Origin of the sequence: Pseudomonas sp. 2822-15 (assembly GCF_002742515.1) — a bacterium.
GTDB lineage: Bacteria > Pseudomonadota > Gammaproteobacteria > Pseudomonadales > Pseudomonadaceae > Aquipseudomonas > Aquipseudomonas salomonii.
In genome coordinates this window covers 68,998-88,753 of record NZ_LJRY01000210.1, presented here as the reverse complement: position 1 = coordinate 88,753, position 19,756 = coordinate 68,998, and the positions used below count along the sequence as shown (strand labels likewise).

The window sequence follows — 19,756 nt, the reverse complement described above, 5'->3', positions numbered from 1 at the left end:
AGCTCTTACATCCTTTTCGATGACGAAGTCAGCGGTCTTTTGATCTGCGCTTGTGATCTTGATCTTGATCTGAAATCGCCCCGTCAAACACGATGGCCGGAATCTGACAGTGATTTGGGGGGTAAACCGGCAGGGATGCCGGTTTAGCCGCCCCGCGCCATGGATGGCGCGTGGCGGCGGCCCCCCAAATCACTGGCGGATTGCGGGCATGCCGAGCCACAGCGAGGCACCGAGTGTTGGGGCGAGGACCTTTTGGTTACTTTTGCGTCCTTGCAAAAGTGACCCGCTGTAAGAGCGGAACCATAGGCCGCCGTTACCTAAATAACGGATATGTACACGATCAAACCACACCAGCAGGCACCAAAAACGCAGCTTCCAACAACTGCCGCGTATAAGCATGCTGCGGATCCGCAAAGATCCCCGCCGCGTCGCCCTGTTCCACCACTTGCCCCTGCTTGACCACCATCAACTGGTGACTCAAGGCCTTCACCACCGCCAAATCATGGCTGATAAACAGATACGTCAGGTTGTACTTGGCCTGCAGCCCCCGCAACAATTCCACCACTTGCCGCTGCACCGTGCGGTCCAGCGCGGATGTCGGTTCATCAAGCAGTATCAAGCGGGGCTTGAGCACCAAGGCACGGGCGATGGCGATGCGTTGACGTTGCCCGCCGGAAAACTCATGGGGGTAACGATGCCGCGACTCCGGGTCCAAACCCACTTCCTTGAGCGCTGCAATAATCGCCACTTCCTGCTCGGCCGGCGTGCCCATTTTGTGGATACGCAAGCCTTCGCCAACAATCTCGCTCACACACATGCGCGGGCTCAAGCTGCCGAACGGGTCTTGAAACACCACCTGCATCTCCCGCCGCAGCGGGCGCACCTGTTGTTGGGTCAGGCGGTCAAGTTGCTGGCCTTCAAAGCGAATCCCGCCTTTGCTGGCGATCAAACGCAAAATCGCCAGGCCCAGGGTGGATTTGCCCGAGCCGCTTTCACCGACGATGCCCAGTGTCTGGCCCTGGGGCAGGCTGAAGTTGATGCCGTCCACCGCCTTGACGTAATCGACGGTGTTGCGCAAAAAGCCCTTTTTGATCGGAAACCAGACCTTCAGGTCGTCGACTTCCAGGAGGGGCGGCCCGACCTCGTTACTGGCTGGCCCACCGCTGGGCTCCGCAGCCAATAATTCCTGGGTGTAGGGGTGCTGGGGCGACTGAAACAGCGTCTCGCAATCAGCCTGTTCAACGATGCAACCCTGCTGCATCACACACACGCGGTGGGCAATGCGCCGCACCAGGTTCAGGTCATGGCTGATCAGCAGCAATGCCATGCCCAGCCGGGCCTGCAGCTCTTTGAGCAGTTCCAGGATCTTCAATTGCACGGTGACGTCGAGGGCCGTGGTCGGCTCGTCGGCGATCAGCAGTTCGGGCTCGTTGGCCAGGGCCATGGCGATCATCACCCGCTGGCGCTGGCCGCCGGACAGTTCGTGGGGCAGGGCCTTGAGGCGCTTGTGCGGCTCGGGGATGCCCACCAGTTCGAGCAGTTCCAGGGTGCGTCGGGTCGCGACTTTACCGGTCAGGCCTTTGTGCAGGCCGAGCACTTCGTTGATCTGCTTTTCGATGGAGTGCAGCGGGTTCAGCGAGGTCATTGGCTCCTGAAAGATCATCGCTATGCGGTTGCCGCGAATATGCCGTATGGTTTTCTCTTTGAGGGTCAGCAGATCATGCCCGGAATAGCTGATGGTGCCGGCCGGGTGCCGCGCCAGCGGGTAGGGCAGCAGGCGCAGGATCGAGTGGGCGGTCACCGATTTGCCCGAGCCGCTTTCGCCGACCAGCGCCAGGGTTTCGCCGCGTTTGATATCGAAGCTGATGTGGTTGACCACGCGGTGGTGATGCTCGCCGGTGACGAACTCGACGCAGAGGTCGCGGACTTCGATCAGATTGTCCTGGTTCATCTCATTTCCTCGGGTCGAAGGCATCGCGAGCGGACTCGCCAATAAACACCAGCAAACTCAACATGATCGCCAGCACGGCAAAGGCACTCATGCCCAGCCACGGCGCTTGCAGGTTGGATTTGCCCTGGGCCACCAGTTCGCCCAGGGACGGCGAACCGGCCGGCAGGCCAAAGCCGAGAAAATCCAGGGCGGTGAGGGTGCCGATGGCGCCGGTAAGGATGAACGGCATGAAGGTCATGGTAGAGACCATGGCATTGGGCAGGATATGCCGGAACATGATCGCGCCGTTCTGCATGCCCAGGGCTCGGGCGGCGCGCACGTATTCCAGGTTGCGCCCGCGCAGGAACTCGGCGCGTACCACGTCCACCAGGCTCATCCACGAAAACAGCAACATGATGCCCAGCAGCCACCAGAAGTTGGGCTGCACAAAGCTGGCGAGGATGATCAGCAGGTACAGCACCGGCAAACCCGACCAGATCTCTAGGAAACGCTGGCCGGCCAGGTCGACCCAGCCGCCATAGAAACCCTGCAAGGCGCCGGCGATGACGCCGATGATCGAGCTGAGCACGGTCAGCGTCAGGGCAAACAGCACCGACACGCGAAAGCCGTAGATCACCCGCGCCAGCACATCGCGGCCCTGGTCATCGGTGCCCAGCAGGTTCACCGAAGACGGCGGCGCTGGCGCAGGGACTTTCAGGTCGTAGTTGATGCTCTGGTAGCTGAACGGGATGGGCGCCCACAGCGTCCAGGCATCCTTGGCCTTGAGCAGTTCCCTGATATACGGGCTCTTGTAGTTGGCTTCCAGCGGGAATTCGCCGCCGAAGGTGGTCTCCGGGTAGCGTTTAAGCGCCGGGAAATACCAGCCACCGTCGTAATGGACTGCCAGCGGTTTGTCGTTGGCGATCAACTCGGCGCCCAGGCTCAGCACGAACAGAATCAGGAACAGCCACAGCGACCACCAGCCACGTTTGTTGGCCTTAAAGCGCTCGAACCGGCGGCGATTGAGGGGGGACAGGTTCATCTCAATGCTCCCGGCTGGCGAAGTCGATACGCGGATCGACCAGGGTGTAAGTGAGGTCGCCGATCAGTTTCACAATCAGCCCCAGCAGGGTGAAGATAAACAACGTGCCGAACACCACCGGGTAATCGCGGTTGATTGCCGCTTCAAAGCTCATCAGGCCCAGGCCGTCGAGGGAAAAGATCACCTCGACCAGCAACGAGCCGGTGAAGAAGATCCCGATAAATGCCGAGGGGAAACCGGCAATCACCAGCAGCATGGCGTTACGAAACACATGGCCGTAAAGCACGCGGTGGTTGGTCAGACCCTTGGCTTTGGCGGTGACCACATACTGTTTGTTGATTTCGTCGAGGAAGCTGTTTTTGGTCAGCAGGGTCATGGTTGCGAAGTTGCCGATCACCAGCGCCGTGACGGGCAGGGCCAGGTGCCAGAAATAATCGAGGATCTTGCCGCCTAAGCTCAGTTCCTCGAAGTTGTTGGAGGTCAGCCCGCGCAAGGGGAACCAGTCCAGGTAACTGCCGCCGGCAAACACCACGATCAGCAAAATCGCGAACAAAAACGCCGGGATGGCATAGCCGACGATGATCGCCGAACTGGTCCACACGTCAAAGTGGCTGCCGTGCCGCGTGGCCTTGGCGATGCCCAGCGGGATCGACACCAGGTACATGATCAGCGTGCTCCATAACCCGAGGGAGATGGACACCGGCATTTTTTCCTTGATCAGGTCGATGACCTTGGCGTCGCGAAAGAAGCTGTCGCCAAAATCCAGCCGTGCATAGTTCTTGACCATGATCCACAAGCGTTCCGGCGCCGACTTGTCGAAGCCGTACATCTTTTCGATTTCCTTGATCAGCGCCGGGTCCAGGCCCTGGGCGCCGCGGTAGCTGGAACCGGCCACCGAGACCTCGGCGCCGCCACCGGCAATACGGCTGGTGGCGCCGTCGAACCCTTCGAGTTTGGCGATCATCTGCTCCACCGGGCCACCGGGGGCGGCCTGGATGATGATGAAGTTGATCAGCAGGATCCCGAACAGTGTGGGGATGATCAGCAACAGGCGGCGAACAATATAGGCCAGCATTTAATCGCCTCCGCTCGCCGGATCGGCGCTCTGGACAGTGTCGACGGCAGGTTTGACTTCAGGTTTGGCCCACCAGGTGGCCGTGCCGACGTCGTAACGTGGCGGGACTTTGGGGTGGCCCAAGTGATCCCAGTACGCCACGCGGTAAGTCTTGATGTGCCAGTTGGGAATCACGTAGTAGCCAAACTGCAAGACCCGATCCAGCGCCTTGGCATGGTCGACCAGGCTTTGGCGCGAGTCGGCGTTGATCAGTTCTTCGACGAGTTGGTCGACCACCGGGTCCTTGAGGCCCATGTAGTTGCGGCTGCCGGATTTGTCGGCGGCGGCGGACGACCAGAATTCGCGCTGCTCGTTACCCGGCGAGGTGGACTGCGGGAAGCTGCCTACCAGCATGTCGAAGTCCCGTGAACGCAGGCGGTTGATGTATTGGGAAACGTCAACGCGGCGGATTACCAGGTTGATCCCAAGGTCTGCCAGGTTGCGCTTGAAGGGCAGCAGTACCCGTTCGAAATCGGTCTGGGTCAACAGAAACTCGATGTTTACCGGCTTGCCGGTGGTGTCGACCATCTTGTCGTCGACGATCTTCCAGCCCGCCTCCTGCAACAGCTGGTAAGCCTCGCGCTGCTGGGTGCGGATCATGCCGCTGCCGTCGGTTTTGGCCGGCTCGAAGGCTTGGGTAAAGACTTCGGCGGGGAGCTTGTCGCGAAACGGCGCCAGGATGGCGGTTTCCGCCGGGCCGGGCAGGCCGGTGGCGGCCATCTCCGAGTTTTCGAAGTAACTGCGGGTGCGGGTGTAGGCACCATTGAACAGCTGTTTGTTGCTCCACTCGAAATCCAGCAGCAGGCTGATGGCCTTGCGCACCCGCACATCCTGGAACATCGGTTTGCGTGTATTGAACACAAACCCCTGCATGCCGGTGGGGTTGCCGTTGGGAATTTCTTCCTTGATCAACCGGCCCTGGGCCACGGCCGGAATGTTGTAGGCGTTGGCCCAGTTCTTGGCGCTGAACTCCAGCCAATAGTCGAACTGCCCGGCTTTCAAGGCTTCCAGGGCCACGGTGCTGTCACGGTAGTAGTCGGTGATGCGGTTATCGAAGTTGTAGAACCCCTTGGCCACCGGTAAGTCCTTGGCCCAGTAATCCTTGACCCGCTCATAGCGCACCATGCGCCCCGGTTTGACCTCGGCGACCTTGTACGGGCCGCTGCCCAGCGGTATTTCCAGGTTGCCCTTGGCAAAGTCGCGCGTTGCCCACCAATGCTTGGGCAATACCGGCAGTTGGCCGAGGATCAGCGGTAATTCACGGTTATTGGTGCGCTTGAACTTGAACAGCACGCGCAGCGGGTCTTCGGCGACCACTTCGTCGACGTCGGCGTAGTAGTTGCGGTAGAGCGGCGAACCGTCCTTCATCAGTGCCTGGAAGGTAAACACCACGTCTTCGGCACGGATCGGGTGGCCATCATGAAAGCGCGCTTCGGGGCGCAGGTAGAAGCGCACCCAACTGTTATCCGGAGCCTTTTCGATCTTGCCGGCCACCAGGCCGTACTCGGTGACGGGCTCGTCCAGGCTTTGCATGGCCAGGGTGTCGTAGATCAGCGGCAGGTTGTCCGCAGGTACGCCCTTGCTGATGTAGGGGTTGAGGCTGTCGAAGCCGCCCATGCTCGATTCACGGAAGGTGCCGCCCTTGGGCGCATCGGGGTTTACATAGTCGAAATGCTTGAAGTCGGCGGGGTACTTGGGTGGCTCGCTGTACAGGGTCAGCGCATGTTGCGGCGCGGCGTTGGCCGCGCCGCACGCTAACAGCGCGCCAAACAGGGCGGTGCGCAAAGTCATCATTGGGCTTTCTCCGCAGCTTTCAGCCACCACGCACTCAAACCCAGGCTGTAGGGCGGCGTGGTGACAAAGGCGAACCGGTTGCGGTACGCCAAGCGATGATAGTTGAGGTACCAGTTGGGAATACTGTAGTGCTGCCACAGCAGCACCCGGTCGAGGGCGCGGCCGGCGGCCAATTGTTCTTCGCGGGTCTGCGCCGCCAGTAGCTGCTCGAGCAGGTGGTCGACTACCGGGTTGGTGATGCCGGCGTAGTTTTTGCTGCCCTTGATAGCCGCCTGGCTGGAGTGGAAGTACTGCCACTGCTCAAGGCCGGGGCTCAAGGTCTGGTTGAGGGTGATCAGGACCATGTCGTAGTCGAACTGATCCAGGCGCTGTTTGTATTGCGCGCGGTCAACGGTGCGCAGTCGCGCGTCGATGCCGATGCTTTTGAGGTTCTCGACGTAGGGCTGCAGGATGCGTTCAAGGTTCGGGTTGACCAGCAGGATCTCGAAGCGCAGCGGTTGGCCCTTACTGTCCAGCAGGCGCTGGTCGGAGAGTTTCCAGCCGGCTTCACCGAGCAACCCCAGGGCGCGGCGCATGGTCTCGCGCGGAATGCCCCGCCCGTCGGTCTGCGGCAGGCTGAAGGCTTGGGTGAACAGGTTGGGCGGCAACTGATCGCGGTAGGGCGAGAGCATCAGCCATTCATGCCCCACCGGCACACCCGTCGCAGCAAACTCGCTGTTGGGATAGTAACTGAGCGTGCGTTTATAGGCGTTGCTGAACAGGGTGCGGTTGGTCCATTCAAAATCGAACATCAGCCCCAGCGCCTCGCGCACCTTGGTCTGGCTGAAGATCGGCCGCCGCGCGTTCATGAACAGGCCCTGGCTCTGGGTCGGGATCTGGTGGGCGATCTGCGCCTTGACCACGTCGCCGCGGTTGACCGCCGGGAAGTTGTAGCCGGCGGCCCAGTTCTTGGCCTGGTGTTCGATATAGATATCGAATTCACCGGCCTTAAAGGCTTCGAAGGCCACATCGCTGTCGCGGTAGAACTCCACTTCGACCTTGTCGTAGTTGTAGAAACCCTGGTTGACCGGCAGGTCTTTGCCCCAGTAATCCTTGATCCGCTCGAACACCAGTTGGCGGCCTGGGGTGACTTTGGTGATGCGATACGGCCCGCTGCCCAGGGGCGGCTCGAAGGTGGTGGCCTTGAAATCGCGGTTTTTCCAGTAATGCTGGGGCAGTACCGGCAGTTCGCCCAGACGCAGGATCAGCAGTGGGTTGCCGGCGCGCTTGAACACAAAACGGATGCGATGGCGGTTGAGGATGTCGACCCGTGCGACTTCCTGCAGGTTGGTGCGGTACTGCGGGTGGCCTTCGGTGAGCAGGGTGCGATAGGAGAACGCCACGTCGTAGGCGGTGATCGGCTTGCCATCATGGAAACGCGCTTCCGGGCGCAGGTTGAACACCACCCAGCTGCGGTCCTCGCTGTACTCCACCGATTGGGCAATCAGCCCGTAGCTGGAGGTGGGTTCGTCACCGGACGGCGCATACTGGCCGGTGCCGACCATCAGCGGCTCGTTCAGCTCGTTGACGCCGTATTGCAGGAAATTGGGCGTGGAAACCGGGCTGGTGCCCTTGAAGGTGTAGGGGTTGAGGGTGTCGAAGGTGCCAAATGCCATGACCCGCAAGGTCCCACCTTTGGGCGCTGCAGGGTTTACCCAATCGAAGTGGGTGAATTTGGCCGGGTACTTGAGTGTGCCGAACTGCGTGTAACCGTGGCTCTCGGTAATCGTCGCGTTCGCAGCAAAGCTCAAGGCCAGACTTATTAGTAGAAGGAGGGGACGCTTCAAGTCAGAGATCCGATCCAGGCGGCTTGGGCTTTATGATCGGTACAGTAACAGCTTGTTCCGGTTGGAAAAAGGCCGTTGAAAAGCCCTGGGTTCAGGGTTGGGAAGGTATCGAATTGGGTGAAGATCAAATGTGGGAGCTGGCTTGCCTGCGATGGCATCAACTCGGTGTGCCTGACACATCGAGGTGTTTGCATCGCAGGCAAGCCAGCTCCCACACAAGCCAGTCCCCGCGGGACTTTATCTAGGCCCGGAAACCACCAGCATCTGCCCCGGCTTCAACGCCTGGCCAGTACGCGGGTTCCAACGCTTGAGATGTTGCATCTCCACGTTGAAGCGCTTGGCGACGATGTACAGCGAGTCGCCTTTCTTGACCTTGTACTGCACCGGCTTCTTGCTGCTGACCACCAGTTTGCGGGTGTCCTGCATCACCAGGGTCTGGCCGACCTTGAGGGCCTGGCCGTTGAGCTTGTTCCAGCGCTGCAGGTCATGCACATCGACCTTGTTCGCCTTGGCGATCAGCGTGAGGTTGTCGCCACTGCGTACCTTGTAGTTGCGGGTACGCCCGGCCACCCGTGTGCTCTCAACTTCGTCGAACACCTGCTTTTTAGGCCGCATCGCCAGCAATTCTTCGGGCTTCATCGTCGAAAGGGTGCTGGTGAGCAACTGCGCCTTGGAGCTGGGCACGAGCAAATGCTGCGGGCCGTCCAGGGTGGTGCGTTGTTTCAGGGCCGGGTTGAGCTGGAACAGTTCGTCTTCGTCGATCTCGGCCAGCGCGGCAACCCGGGACAGGTCCATGCTTTGCTTGACTTCAACCACTTCGAAGTACGGCGTGTTGGCAATCGGGCTCAGGTTGACGCCGTAGGCCTCGGGAGCCAGCACCACTTGGGACAGCGCCAGGAACTTGGGCACGTAGTCCTTGGTTTCCTGGGGCAGGGGCAGGTTCCAGTAGTCGGTAGGCAGGCCGAGCTTTTCGTTGCGCTCGATCGCCCGGCTGACCGTGCCTTCGCCGGCGTTGTAGGCCGCCAGGGCCAGCAGCCAGTCGCCGTTGAACATGTCATGCAGACGCGTCAGATAGTCCAGGGCGGCGGTGGTGGAGGCGGTGATATCGCGGCGGCCGTCGTAGGCGCGGGTCTGGCGCAGGTTGAAGTAGCGCCCGGTGGAGGGGATGAACTGCCACAAGCCGACCGCATCGCTGCGCGAATAGGCCATCGGGTTGTAGGCACTTTCGATCACTGGCAGCAGCGCCAGCTCCAGGGGCATGTTGCGTTCTTCAAGGCGTTCGACGATGTAATGAATGTAGAGGCTGCCGCGTTCTCCGGCGTTCTCTAAAAAGGACGGGTTGCTGGCGAACCACAAGCGTTGTTGCTCGATGCGCGGGTTCACACCCAGGCCGTCCTGCAATTGAAAGCCCCGGCGCATGCGCTCCCAGACATCCTGGGGCACTTCGGGGCTAGGCTTCTCTGAGAGCCAAATAGGTTTTTGCTTGATCTTGGCAGCAAGATTGGGTTTGGGTTGCACGGTGGATTGTGCAGCGAAATTGGTCGATTGGCAGCCCGCCAGAGTCGCGGAAACGGCCACCGCCACGGCTTGAGCCAGGCGGGTCAATGCGTCTGAAGAAATGGATTTACGAATAGATGACGACATTGGCTGGAAGTAAGTTCCGGGCAAAAATGTCGGGCGATTCTAGAAAGCGCTTTGGTTCCGGTCAACCATTCAGAAATTCCGTATCAGATTGCATCCGCTTAGAACTTATCTTTCCAAGCCCTCAAGCTAGCAAACACCTCGGCCCCAGTGCGGTTGTCGCGACCATTCCGTTCGTCCGCTTTTTGTTTAACGGATGTTTCGGCGGTACGCAGAAAAGGGTTAGTACGTTTTTCCAGGGCCAGGTTGGACGGCAGCGTCATCTCGCCACGGGCGCGTAATTGCTTGACGCTTTCGACGCGTTCGGCAATATCGGCGTTGCCCGGCTCCACGGCCTGGGCAAATGTGAGGTTACTTTGCGTGTACTCGTGAGTGCAGTACACCAGCGTGTCGGCGGGCAGGGCGGCCAGGCGCTCAAGGGAGGTGTGCATCTGTTGCGGGGTGCCTTCGAACAGGCGCCCGCAGCCGGCGGCAAACAGGGTGTCGCCACAAAACAGCACGCCCTGGTGGTAGTAGGCGATATGGCCGAGGGTATGGCCGGGCACGCTATAAACGTCGAAGTCCCAGCCGAGTGCGTTGATGCGCTCGTTATCGTGCAGGGCCACGTCGCGTGCCGGGATCTTCTCGTTCGCCGGGCCGTAGACCGTGGCGTCGGTGACCTGTTTGAGCAGTTCGACGCCGCCGACATGATCATGGTGGTGGTGGGTGATCAGGATGTCGCTGAGCCTGTACCCTGGGTTTTGCTTGAGCCAGGCCAGCACCGGCGCGGCATCGCCGGGGTCGACCACGGCGATGCGTTGGGTATCAGGGTCTTGTAACAACCAGATGTAGTTATCGGTGAAGGCGGGCAGAGCACTGATCTGTATCATTCTTCGATTCGCCAAGCTGAACACATTGGTGCATCTTAGAACGTCTAGGCGAGTTGGAGAATGCAATGACTGATAAAGCGTTCGCCCAGGCCGATCCTGAATGGCTGGCCCTGATCAGCGCAGCCCGTGATTGGCTGTCCGGGCCGATCGGGCAATTTTTGCTGGATGAAGAGCGGCGCATGCTCGAAGACGAGCTGGGCCGGTTCTTTGGTGGCTACCTGGTGCACTACGGCCCGTCGGCCCAGACGCCGCCCGCTGCGCCGCAGGTGCAACGCAATGTGCGCCTGGGCGCGCCGTTGCCTGGGGTAGAGATTGTGTGCGAGGAACAGGCCTGGCCGCTGAGCGAACATGCCGCCGACGTGGTGGTGCTGCAGCATGGCCTGGATTTCTGCCTGTCGCCCCACGGTTTGCTGCGCGAGGCTGCCAGCAGCGTGCGCCCAGGTGGCCATTTGCTGATTATCGGCATCAACCCCTGGAGCAGTTGGGGCCTGCGCCATGTGTTCGCCCATGACGGCCTGCGCCAGGCGCGCTGCATCGCGCCGTCGCGGGTGGGCGACTGGTTGAACCTGCTGGGCTTCGCGCTGGAGAAACGCCGCTTCGGGTGCTATCGTCCGCCGCTTGCGTCTGCCAAGTGGCAAGGTCGTCTGGCCGGCTGGGAACGCCGGGCGGGTGCCTGGCAACTGTCGGGCGGCGGCTTCTATTTATTGGTGGCGCGCAAGATCGTGGTCGGGCTGCGGCCGGTGCGCCAGGTCGCGCGTCAGCCCATGGGCAAGCTGGTGCCGATGCCGATGGCCAAGGTCAACCGCAAGCAAAGCGAACCGTAAAACCCTCTTTTTGATTTAAGACCGAGCAACTGATGACCGATACCGTAGAACTCTTCACCGATGGCGCCTGCAAGGGCAACCCTGGCCCCGGCGGCTGGGGCGCGTTGCTGGTGTGCAAAGGCGTGGAGAAGGAACTGTGGGGCGGCGAAGCCAACACCACCAACAACCGCATGGAGCTGATGGGCGCCATTCGCGGCCTGGAAGAACTCAAGCGTCGCTGTGACGTGCTGTTGGTGACCGACTCGCAATACGTGATGAAGGGCATCAACGAGTGGATGGTGAATTGGAAGAAGCGCGGCTGGAAAACCGCGGCCAAGGAGCCGGTAAAGAATGCCGACCTGTGGCAACTGCTCGATGAGCAATGCAATCGTCATAACATCACCTGGAAATGGGTACGCGGGCATATCGGCCACCCTGGCAACGAGCGCGCCGACCAGTTGGCCAATCGTGGCGTGGATGAAGTGCGGGGCTACAAACAGAGCTGAGCCGGCTGACGTGTTAACATCGCGCCCCTTGATTCACACCACATTGCACACCACCGTTGAGAGCTGAACCCTGATGGCCATCCGATCTGTTGTACTCGATACCGAAACCACCGGCATGCCGGTGACCGATGGTCACCGGATCATTGAAATCGGCTGTGTCGAATTGATGGGTCGCCGTCTCACCGGGCGTCACTTTCACGTCTACCTGCAACCGGATCGTGACAGTGACGAGGGCGCGATTGGCGTCCACGGTATCACTGATGAATTCCTCAAGGGCAAGCCGCGCTTTGCTGAAGTGGCGGACGAGTTTTTCGAATTCATCAACGGCGCGCAGCTGATCATTCATAACGCGGCGTTCGACGTCGGCTTCATCAATAACGAATTTGCCCTGATGGGGCAGACCGAGCGCGCGGATATCTCCCGGCACTGCTCGATCCTCGATACCTTGATGATGGCCCGTGAGCGTCACCCCGGCCAGCGCAACAGCCTGGATGCCTTGTGCAAACGTTATGGCGTCGACAACTCCGGCCGTGAACTGCACGGCGCCTTGCTCGACTCCGAGATTCTTGCCGACGTTTACCTGACCATGACCGGCGGGCAGACCAGCCTGTCCCTGGCCGGTAACGCTTCCGATGGCAGCGGCTCGGCGGAAGGCTCGGGCAACCGGCCTTCGGAAATTCGTCGTTTGGCGGCCGATCGCAAGCCGACCACCATCATCCGTGCCAGCGAGCAGGATCTGGCCGAGCATGCGGCGCGCTTGGAAGCGATCGCCAAGTCGGCGGGTGCGCCGGCGTTGTGGTCGCAACTGACCCAGCAATAATCACGGTCGAGCACGGTTGAACATGTGGGAGCAGGCAAGCCAGCTCCCACAGTTGATTTGCGGTGTCCTACAATCTTCATTCGCCACATCCACTCCCAGCTTCTACCCTGAGTGCATAGCCCTCAGGACTCCAAGCACTCATGTACAAAGACCTGAAGTTCCCTGTTCTCATCGTGCACCGTGACATCAAGGCCGACACCGTTGCCGGTGATCGGGTTCGAGGCATCGCCCACGAGCTGGAACAAGAGGGCTTCAGCATATTTTCCGCGGTGGATTACGCCGAAGGCCGGTTGGTGGCCTCTACCCATCATGGGCTGGCGTGCATGTTGATCGCCGCCGAAGGCGCTGGCGAAAACACCCACCTGCTGCAAAACATGGTCGAGTTGATTCGCCTGGCGCGGGTGAGGGCGCCCAACCTGCCGATCTTTGCCCTGGGCGAGCAGGTCACCCTGGAAAACGCGCCGGCCGACGCCATGAGCGAGCTCAACCAATTGCGCGGCATTTTGTACCTGTTTGAGGACACCGTGCCATTTCTGGCCCGCCAGGTCGCACGCGCTGCGCGCGCCTACCTTGATGGCTTGTTGCCGCCGTTCTTCAAAGCGCTGGTGCAGCACACGGCCGACTCCAACTATTCCTGGCACACCCCCGGCCATGGCGGCGGCGTGGCGTATCGCAAAAGCCCGGTGGGCCAGGCGTTTCACCAGTTCTTCGGTGAAAACACCCTGCGTTCGGACCTGTCCGTGTCGGTGCCGGAACTGGGGTCGCTGCTCGATCACACCGGGCCATTGGCCGAAGCCGAGGCCCGTGCGGCGCGTAATTTTGGTGCCGATCACACGTTCTTCGTGATCAACGGCACCTCGACTGCCAACAAGATTGTCTGGCACTCCATGGTGGCACGCGACGACTTGGTGTTGGTGGATCGAAACTGCCACAAGTCGGTGCTGCATTCGATCATCATGACCGGCGCCATCCCGCTGTATTTGTGCCCTGAACGCAACGAGCTGGGGATTATCGGCCCAATTCCCTTAAGTGAATTCAGCCCTGAATCGATCCGCGCCAAAATCGATGCCAGCCCGTTGACCCGTGGCCGGCCGGCGAAAGTGAAGCTGGCGGTGGTCACCAACTCCACCTACGACGGCCTGTGCTACAACGCCGAGCTGATCAAGCAGCAATTGGGCAACAGTGTCGAGGTGCTGCACTTCGACGAGGCCTGGTACGCCTACGCGGCCTTTCACGAATTCTTCGCCGGGCGTTATGGCATGGGCACTTCGCGCACCCCGGACAGCCCGCTGGTGTTCACCACCCACTCGACCCACAAATTGCTCGCGGCCTTCAGCCAGGCTTCGATGATTCATGTGCAGGATGGCGGCGCGCGCCAGCTGGACCGCGACCGCTTCAACGAAGCCTTCATGATGCACATCTCCACGTCCCCGCAATACAGCATCATCGCCTCGCTGGACGTGGCTTCGGCGATGATGGAAGGCCCGGCCGGGCGCTCGCTGCTGCAGGAGATGTTCGACGAAGCCCTGAGCTTTCGCCGTGCTCTGGCTAACCTGCGCCAGCATATTGCAGCCGAAGACTGGTGGTTCTCGATCTGGCAGCCGCCGTCGGTGGCCGGCATCGACCGCGTCGCCACGGCGGATTGGCTGTTGCACCCGCAGGACGACTGGCACGGCTTTGGCGATGTGGCCGAAGATTATGTGTTGCTGGACCCGATCAAAGTCACCCTGGTAATGCCCGGCCTTAACGCCGGCGGCGCCTTGAGCGACTGCGGGATTCCCGCCGCCGTGGTCAGCAAGTTCCTCTGGGAGCGCGGGCTGGTGGTGGAAAAGACCGGTTTGTATTCCTTCCTCGTGTTGTTTTCCATGGGCATCACCAAGGGCAAATGGAGCACCTTGCTCACCGAATTGCTGGAGTTCAAGCGCAACTACGACGCCAATGCCAGCCTGGCCAGCTGTTTGCCTTCGGTGTTCAAAGAGGGCCCGGCGCGCTATCAAAGCCTGGGTTTGCGTGACCTGTGCGACCAGTTGCATAGTTGTTACCGCAGCAACGCCACGGCCAAACACCTCAAGCGCATGTACACGGTGCTGCCGGACATTGCGATGAAACCGGCCAATGCCTACGACCATCTGGTCAGGGGGGAAGTCGAAGCCGTTTCCATTGATGCCTTGCCAGGACGCATCGCAGCCGTGATGCTGGTGCCTTACCCACCGGGCATTCCGTTGATCATGCCGGGCGAGCGCTTTACCGAATCAACCCGTTCAATCATCGACTATCTGGCATTTGCCCGCACGTTCGATAGCAGTTTCCCCGGTTTTGTCGCTGATGTGCATGGGTTGCAGCACGAAGATGACGGCAGTGGTCGTTGTTATACCGTCGATTGCATCAAGGGTTAAGGATGTTTATGCAAGCTGTAATGAACCCGAAGTATCCGGGGCTCAGCGTTCGAGTCGCCGACGAGGGCTTTGACGCCTATGTGTGGGGCAATGACTTCAGCTTTGAGGTCGGCGCCTACGGCGTGCCGGAGATGGGCAAGCGTGTCGACCAATGGGCGGTGGAGCGCATCCTGCCGTACCGCAAGTGTTATGGCATCGACCCGGAAGAATTCGCCAGTTTTCGCGATGTCCCCGACAGTGCGATTTTTATGGCGTATCTGGATGATCGCGCGGTGGGGCACATTGTGGTGAGCACCAACTGGAACGGTTTTGCCCATGTCGACGAACTGGCGGTGGCCTTGCCAGCGCGGCGCCATGGCGTGGCCAAGGCGTTGCTGGATGTAGCGCAGTTCTGGGCGCGCAAGAAAAACCTGCCGGGCATGATGCTTGAAACCCAGAACAACAACCTCGGTGCCTGCCGCCTGTATGAGCGGTGCGGGTATGTGATGGGCGGGATCGACCAATTGCGCTATCGCGGGATTGATCCGCAAACCCGTGAAGTGGCGATTTTCTGGTATCGGTTGTTCAAGTCGGAGTTGCAAATGGCCTGAACACCCTGACGGCTGATGTTCAGGCCAAGTTGACGTGCGGCAGGTCAGGTCAGGAATTGATCCACGAATGTTCGGCGCCGATGTTGATCTGTAACTGGTCACGGAGCGCGCGGTAGTGCGCCTTGGCCTGGGCCACACTCTGTTTGAGTCCATCCGGCTCAGCCAGGCCTTTATCGAGATAATACTGGCGAGTGTCGTCTTCCAGTTTGAACGGTTCGCCGGGCAAGAACCTGTTATTGCGCGTTTGCATTTTTTCTTTGCTCATCCCATCAAAGCCGGCATCGTAGATGTCGGGTCGCTTGGTTTTCAGTACATCGTCAAACATGCTCGGGCCGACGGTTTCAAAGACCTTGCCTTCGTATTCCAGAAAATCTTCGGTGTAGGTGAGCCCGCCGTTTGCCTCTCTGGAAAGTGTTGGGCGATGGGCCTCGAAGTACGCTTTGTTTTTAGTGAAGCGCCGGTTCATCTCGGCGATCATTTCGGTCACGACCGGGTTATCGGGTTGCGTGGCGAAGTTACTGGTATTGAAGAAGGGTTTGTAGTCGGTGATTTTGTGCGCGACCGGTTTGCTCACCAGCATATCCGAGTCGCCTGCGTTCAAACCGGCGGTTCCCACGGCGCCTTTGATTGTGTCGTCGGTGTCGAGATAAATACCGCCATATTTGTTCATCAACGGATAGCGAGCCACATCAGAAGTGGCGGCAAGGTTTTTTCCCTGGCCCCTGCGGAAGTAGGTGTACAGCTCTGTGTTTTTCAATGGCTGGAAAAAGTCTTCGTCATGCAAGTTCATGACGGTTACGCCGGGTGCATCCTTGTCCAGCTTGAGCTTGATGGCCTGGAGCAACTCTGGAGTGTCGGCGTCAACGTGCACAATGGATGTGAAGCCCGGCATTTTTTCCGCATTGGTCGCGATGTTCTTGACCAGCTTGTCGGGTATTTCGCCGCCGGCCCAGAAGTAGTGAATGTTGGTAGGGATGGGTTTGATATTGCTGGGCATCTGCAAGATGGCCGGCGGGGTTATCTCGATAAACCTGAAATTATGCTCGGGGATCTTCGGGGCTTTTTTAAGTTCATCCAGTGGTCCCATCTGCCACTTGTTCTTTGCGGTTCTCCAGAAATATTGGGTGTTTATGCCGTTGGCGTTACCCGAACCGGCCATCCAGGCGCCCGTCTTGGGATCAAAGGTGGTGACATAGTTCATGCCCCGGTAGTTGATGGTGTAGGGGTATGAAGGGCCCGAGTTTATTTTTACGTCGTCCACCGGCACGACGTAGGTGTTTTCGTTGAGTTTCCAGGGGGTGAGTGAGTTACCACCCAATAAGCGATTGGCGCTGGCGGAAGGCTCCCAGCCGGCGCTGCCCAGGTCCCTGACCACAATGTCGTCGCGCGCCCCGCCGGGGTGTTGGATAACCCGCTGGCCGTCCTTGACGCTGGACGGGTAGAGCTTGCCATCGACTTTTATATATTCTTTGTTGTTTGGGCCTATGTAGACATTGCCCTGCAGGCCTTTGACCTGCAATAAGTCGGGCGATACGGCGGCCTCATACTCGCGCAGAATGGGTTTGGTAGTGAGGACTTTGACTTCGCCGTTCGCCGCTGCCACGGTGGGTTGGAAATTTTTCAGCGGCGCGCCATAGGGCACCCCCTTGGCTGCGTCGAAGGCGTGCCAGTTGCCGCCGCGAAATACCGCACCCACTTCCAGGTCGTGACCGGCAACCTTTGAGGTACCCATGGCCGCCAGCCCATGCTGTGTGCTGGTCGTTTTGAGCAGGTCGTAGCTGCCGCTGGCGCCCCTGAGTGCGTTGAATGCTTTGGTGCCCTTGGACCAGGCCCAGCGACTGATGCCTTTTAGCACGTCGCCCGCACCGCCCAACGGATTGAGCGCTTCGATCGCGACGGTCCCCATAAACCGCGCCGTTCTCGCTGCACCCTTCAGGCCGGTCACGCCCTTGGCGAGCAATTTGCTGGCGTGGGCGGCCTTGCCTGCGCCCAGAGTCACCAGGCCTATCACATCCAGCCCGAGGTCAAGCAAACCGTCGCCGATATGGCCCTGCGTGAAGTTAATGATTGCCGACCTGAAGGGGATCATATTCAGGAAAAATTCGCCGATCGCCTTGTCAGCGGCACGGCTGGTGTCATAGGCGGTGGTTCCGCGGGCATGTTCGAGCAGGTCATCGCCGTGCAAATCCAGGCGTTTAGTGAGTACCTTGGCGATGTAGCGGGTGCGCTCGGAATCGAAGACCTGTGGCGTTTCAGCGGTTGCTGGTAGTTCCTTGGCGTGCGCGGTGTGTTCGTCTTCGAAGGGGTTGAATCGCACCGTTCTGTGCAGTGTGTTGTCGTCTCGGCTATCGAGCCGGGTGTAGGGGGGCGAGTAAATGTGGGCCAGGTAGTTGTGTTTGGAAACGGTTCCGGCGCGTGTATCGATGCGGTAAATATTGACCTGCCCTTCACGGGTGATTTTTACATCCAGGGTATGACCCTTTTGCGTCAGGGTTTTTGTCGACAAGTCCAAACCGATGAGGTAGTCATCGGTATGAAAAAATTCGAGTTTTCCGTATTCGAAATTTTTCCGATCCTCGGGTGGCAAGCTTGAGATAAGGTGCTGGGTCATGCCCGCATGGCCTTTCTCCAGCGCCGCTATGGCCGGCGTGTAGCGCTGCGTAAAAGTGTCTGCCACAGACAGTGCGCCGCTATCGGAAAGCGTGCAAAACTCAATGATGGGGATGCGCTTGTCACGGGTGACCCAATGTTCAAGGTCGTCATTTCTGACCTTATCGCCGTGCATCACCACATCCAGCATTGAATACGTCCCGGGGAAGCGGCCAGGTCGCCCGGGGAGCAACCAGGCTTTGGTGAGGTTTTTTGCCCGGAACACCTCGTCCGCAACGCCTGGAAATTTGGTCCTGAGCAATTCCATGCCCATGTCTTCGCGCATCGGGATGGGGGTTGCCAGTGCCAGGGCGGTTGCTTGCAACGCTTCTTGCTGGGCGATAAAGGCGTTCTGCACGGTGCGCATTTGAGCCGCGGTGGGCGTTGTGTCGGCCGCCAGATGGCCATTGACTACCCCCCAGTTGTGCAAGGCTTCGCGTTGGATATGTTGTGCGAGTGAGGCACCGACATCGGTCGTATCCGCAGCGGCGAGTACTTCGCGATAGCTCATGGTGAGCACGCGGCCGGGTGATTCGACTTCCAGCTTGGCTGCGGCGATCGCCAGTTGGGTCCAGGGGACGCTGCCGTAGGTCACGGTGGGCGGAATGTCTTTGACCAGGTATTCAGGCGCGCTGCGTGCCAGCAACATAAGGGCCGCCAGGTCTGCCGATGCTGCAGAGGCGCGGCCTTCCTTGACCAAGTGGTGGCCTAAACCCTCGATCACGACGCTGGCAGGTTGATTCCAGTGCTGTCGTTGCCCAAGATCAAAGCCGGCCACGCGGTTGCGTGCAGGTGAGCCCGTGGAATCCGGGTTCAGCCCCAGATGAATCGCTGCCAGCAAGTAGTCGTTAACACTGGTATTCGTTGCAATGCCACCCAATCGGGTTTGAATGGCCTGGCCCAGCGCTTGCGCCTTGGCCGATCCCAGCAGCGTCTCGACTGCGCTGCTGGTGAATTTAAAGTCATTGGCGGACAGGCTGCAGGCGGACAACAGATAACCCAGCACGCTGGTTTTATCTGTCAGCGGCAGGTCTGGCAGGGCAGGGTCAGGCGCGTTCAACAGGTCGACGATGGCTTGTTTGTCCTGCGTCGAGAGCGGAATCGGCCAGGACAGCGCGCCGCTGAAATTCCCCAGCGGCAGGGTCTGCAAGTGCCGGATTGCCACCTGATAAAGGGCAAGCAGCGCGTCCAGGGTTTTGGGAACAGGCAAACCGCTGCCGTTGAGGAATGTGCCGAGTTTGACGACGCTGGTGGGGGCCAGGTTATGTTTCTGGTAATAGCTGGAGCCTTCGCAGACCGGCACTGAGGTGCTGTTCAAATGCGCTGCCAGTTGCGCTTCCATCAGGTTTTGCTGGTCGCTGGCGGTGTCGTCGGGGAAGGCGGTGTGCAGTGTTTCAATAACCGTGCGCAGTTTTGCAGTCAGGGTTTCCCAGTTACAGCGCTCGGCAAAGGCTTTTTTAAGCGCCGCCGGGTTGTCGAGTTCGTCAGGGGCCGTCGCATCGTTGGCCGGGGCTGCAGTCAAAACCGGTGGGGCACCCTTTAATGCACTGGCGTCCTGTATCGGGGGCAAACTGAAGGGGGGGAGTGCCGGCGGTTGAGTCAGGGTGTGCTGGAGATGGGTCATAAAAATCGCTGTCCTTGATTAGAGTATGTCGTCCGGTAGAAAGCGCGCGGCGGTGCTTTCTGCCTCTGTGAGTGCGACGTCTCTGGAGCAAGGTTCCACGCTGACCTTTAAGGAGTTGTGTCAGTGAACGGGCCATACGAGGGGAGGGTGCG

General features: G+C 59.8%; 13 protein-coding genes. 5 read left to right on the top strand and 8 right to left on the bottom strand.

What is annotated here, in order from left to right:
• Window positions 1-340: 340 nt before the first annotated feature.
• From AOA59_RS25135 to gloB, 7 genes are all read right to left on the bottom strand, one after another.
• The gene (locus tag AOA59_RS25135) at window positions 341-1,951 is read right to left on the bottom strand and encodes an ABC transporter ATP-binding protein (RefSeq protein ID WP_099489468.1); all 1,611 of its coding nucleotides are present in this window, start codon (window positions 1,949-1,951) and stop codon (window positions 341-343) included.
• 1 nt (window position 1,952) lies between these two features.
• On the bottom strand, window positions 1,953-2,972 hold the full coding sequence (locus AOA59_RS25130) for an ABC transporter permease (protein WP_065929526.1): 1,020 nt from the start codon (window positions 2,970-2,972) through the stop codon (window positions 1,953-1,955).
• A gap of 1 nt (window position 2,973) precedes the next feature.
• Window positions 2,974-4,047: a microcin C ABC transporter permease YejB gene (locus tag AOA59_RS25125; protein WP_017136937.1), complete on the bottom strand. Its 1,074-nt coding sequence runs from the start codon at window positions 4,045-4,047 to the stop codon at window positions 2,974-2,976.
• On the bottom strand, window positions 4,048-5,880 hold the full coding sequence (locus tag AOA59_RS25120) for an extracellular solute-binding protein (RefSeq protein WP_099489467.1): 1,833 nt from the start codon (window positions 5,878-5,880) through the stop codon (window positions 4,048-4,050).
• Window positions 5,877-7,706 (bottom strand): extracellular solute-binding protein, encoded by a 1,830-nt coding sequence (locus AOA59_RS25115; protein ID WP_099489466.1) that lies wholly within the window; start codon window positions 7,704-7,706, stop codon window positions 5,877-5,879. Before AOA59_RS25115 ends, AOA59_RS25120 begins: the two co-directional genes overlap by 4 nt.
• Window positions 7,707-7,943: 237 nt before the next feature.
• Entirely contained in the window at window positions 7,944-9,350 is a 1,407-nt protein-coding gene (locus tag AOA59_RS25105; protein WP_099489464.1) for a transglycosylase SLT domain-containing protein, read from the bottom strand.
• A gap of 98 nt (window positions 9,351-9,448) precedes the next feature.
• Entirely contained in the window at window positions 9,449-10,216 is a 768-nt protein-coding gene (gloB, locus tag AOA59_RS25100) for a hydroxyacylglutathione hydrolase (protein ID WP_099489463.1), read from the bottom strand.
• 65 nt (window positions 10,217-10,281) lie between these two features.
• Between gloB and AOA59_RS25095 the strand changes: the two genes are divergently transcribed.
• The 5 genes from AOA59_RS25095 to AOA59_RS25075 all read left to right on the top strand — a co-directional run bounded on the left by AOA59_RS25095 (window position 10,282) and on the right by AOA59_RS25075 (window position 15,331).
• Window positions 10,282-11,040 (top strand): class I SAM-dependent methyltransferase, encoded by a 759-nt coding sequence (locus AOA59_RS25095; protein ID WP_017136933.1) that lies wholly within the window; start codon window positions 10,282-10,284, stop codon window positions 11,038-11,040.
• Between the two features lie 32 nt (window positions 11,041-11,072).
• Window positions 11,073-11,525 carry a ribonuclease HI gene (gene rnhA, locus AOA59_RS25090; protein WP_003207474.1) on the top strand — a complete coding sequence of 151 codons (453 nt, stop codon included), beginning with the start codon at window positions 11,073-11,075 and terminating at the stop codon, window positions 11,523-11,525.
• 79 nt (window positions 11,526-11,604) lie between these two features.
• Window positions 11,605-12,345 carry a DNA polymerase III subunit epsilon gene (gene dnaQ, locus AOA59_RS25085; protein WP_163005484.1) on the top strand — a complete coding sequence of 247 codons (741 nt, stop codon included), beginning with the start codon at window positions 11,605-11,607 and terminating at the stop codon, window positions 12,343-12,345.
• 140 nt (window positions 12,346-12,485) lie between these two features.
• Window positions 12,486-14,741: an arginine/lysine/ornithine decarboxylase gene (locus AOA59_RS25080; RefSeq protein WP_099489462.1), complete on the top strand. Its 2,256-nt coding sequence runs from the start codon at window positions 12,486-12,488 to the stop codon at window positions 14,739-14,741.
• 8 nt (window positions 14,742-14,749) lie between these two features.
• Window positions 14,750-15,331: a GNAT family N-acetyltransferase gene (locus AOA59_RS25075; RefSeq protein ID WP_099489461.1), complete on the top strand. Its 582-nt coding sequence runs from the start codon at window positions 14,750-14,752 to the stop codon at window positions 15,329-15,331.
• Between the two features lie 49 nt (window positions 15,332-15,380).
• Here AOA59_RS25075 and AOA59_RS25070 read toward each other — a convergent pair whose 3' ends face one another.
• Window positions 15,381-19,604, bottom strand: coding sequence for a glycosyltransferase (locus AOA59_RS25070; RefSeq protein WP_099489460.1), 4,224 nt, complete (start codon window positions 19,602-19,604; stop codon window positions 15,381-15,383).
• Between the last annotated feature and the right edge of the window lie 152 nt (window positions 19,605-19,756).

Bases quoted from the DNA above. Each gene is read 5' to 3' on its own strand.
- gloB (WP_099489463.1), bottom strand. From the start codon at position 10,216: ATGATACAGATCAGTGCTCTGCCCGCCTTCACCGATAACTACATCTGG.
- rnhA (WP_003207474.1), top strand. From the start codon at position 11,073: ATGACCGATACCGTAGAACTCTTCACCGATGGCGCCTGCAAGGGCAAC.
- AOA59_RS25075 (WP_099489461.1), top strand. From the start codon at position 14,750: ATGCAAGCTGTAATGAACCCGAAGTATCCGGGGCTCAGCGTTCGAGTC.
- AOA59_RS25125 (WP_017136937.1), bottom strand. From the start codon at position 4,047: ATGCTGGCCTATATTGTTCGCCGCCTGTTGCTGATCATCCCCACACTG.
- AOA59_RS25070 (WP_099489460.1), bottom strand. From the start codon at position 19,604: ATGACCCATCTCCAGCACACCCTGACTCAACCGCCGGCACTCCCCCCC.
- AOA59_RS25080 (WP_099489462.1), top strand. From the start codon at position 12,486: ATGTACAAAGACCTGAAGTTCCCTGTTCTCATCGTGCACCGTGACATC.
- AOA59_RS25120 (WP_099489467.1), bottom strand. From the start codon at position 5,880: ATGATGACTTTGCGCACCGCCCTGTTTGGCGCGCTGTTAGCGTGCGGC.
- AOA59_RS25135 (WP_099489468.1), bottom strand. From the start codon at position 1,951: ATGAACCAGGACAATCTGATCGAAGTCCGCGACCTCTGCGTCGAGTTC.
- AOA59_RS25095 (WP_017136933.1), top strand. From the start codon at position 10,282: ATGACTGATAAAGCGTTCGCCCAGGCCGATCCTGAATGGCTGGCCCTG.
- AOA59_RS25105 (WP_099489464.1), bottom strand. From the start codon at position 9,350: ATGTCGTCATCTATTCGTAAATCCATTTCTTCAGACGCATTGACCCGC.
- AOA59_RS25130 (WP_065929526.1), bottom strand. From the start codon at position 2,972: ATGAACCTGTCCCCCCTCAATCGCCGCCGGTTCGAGCGCTTTAAGGCC.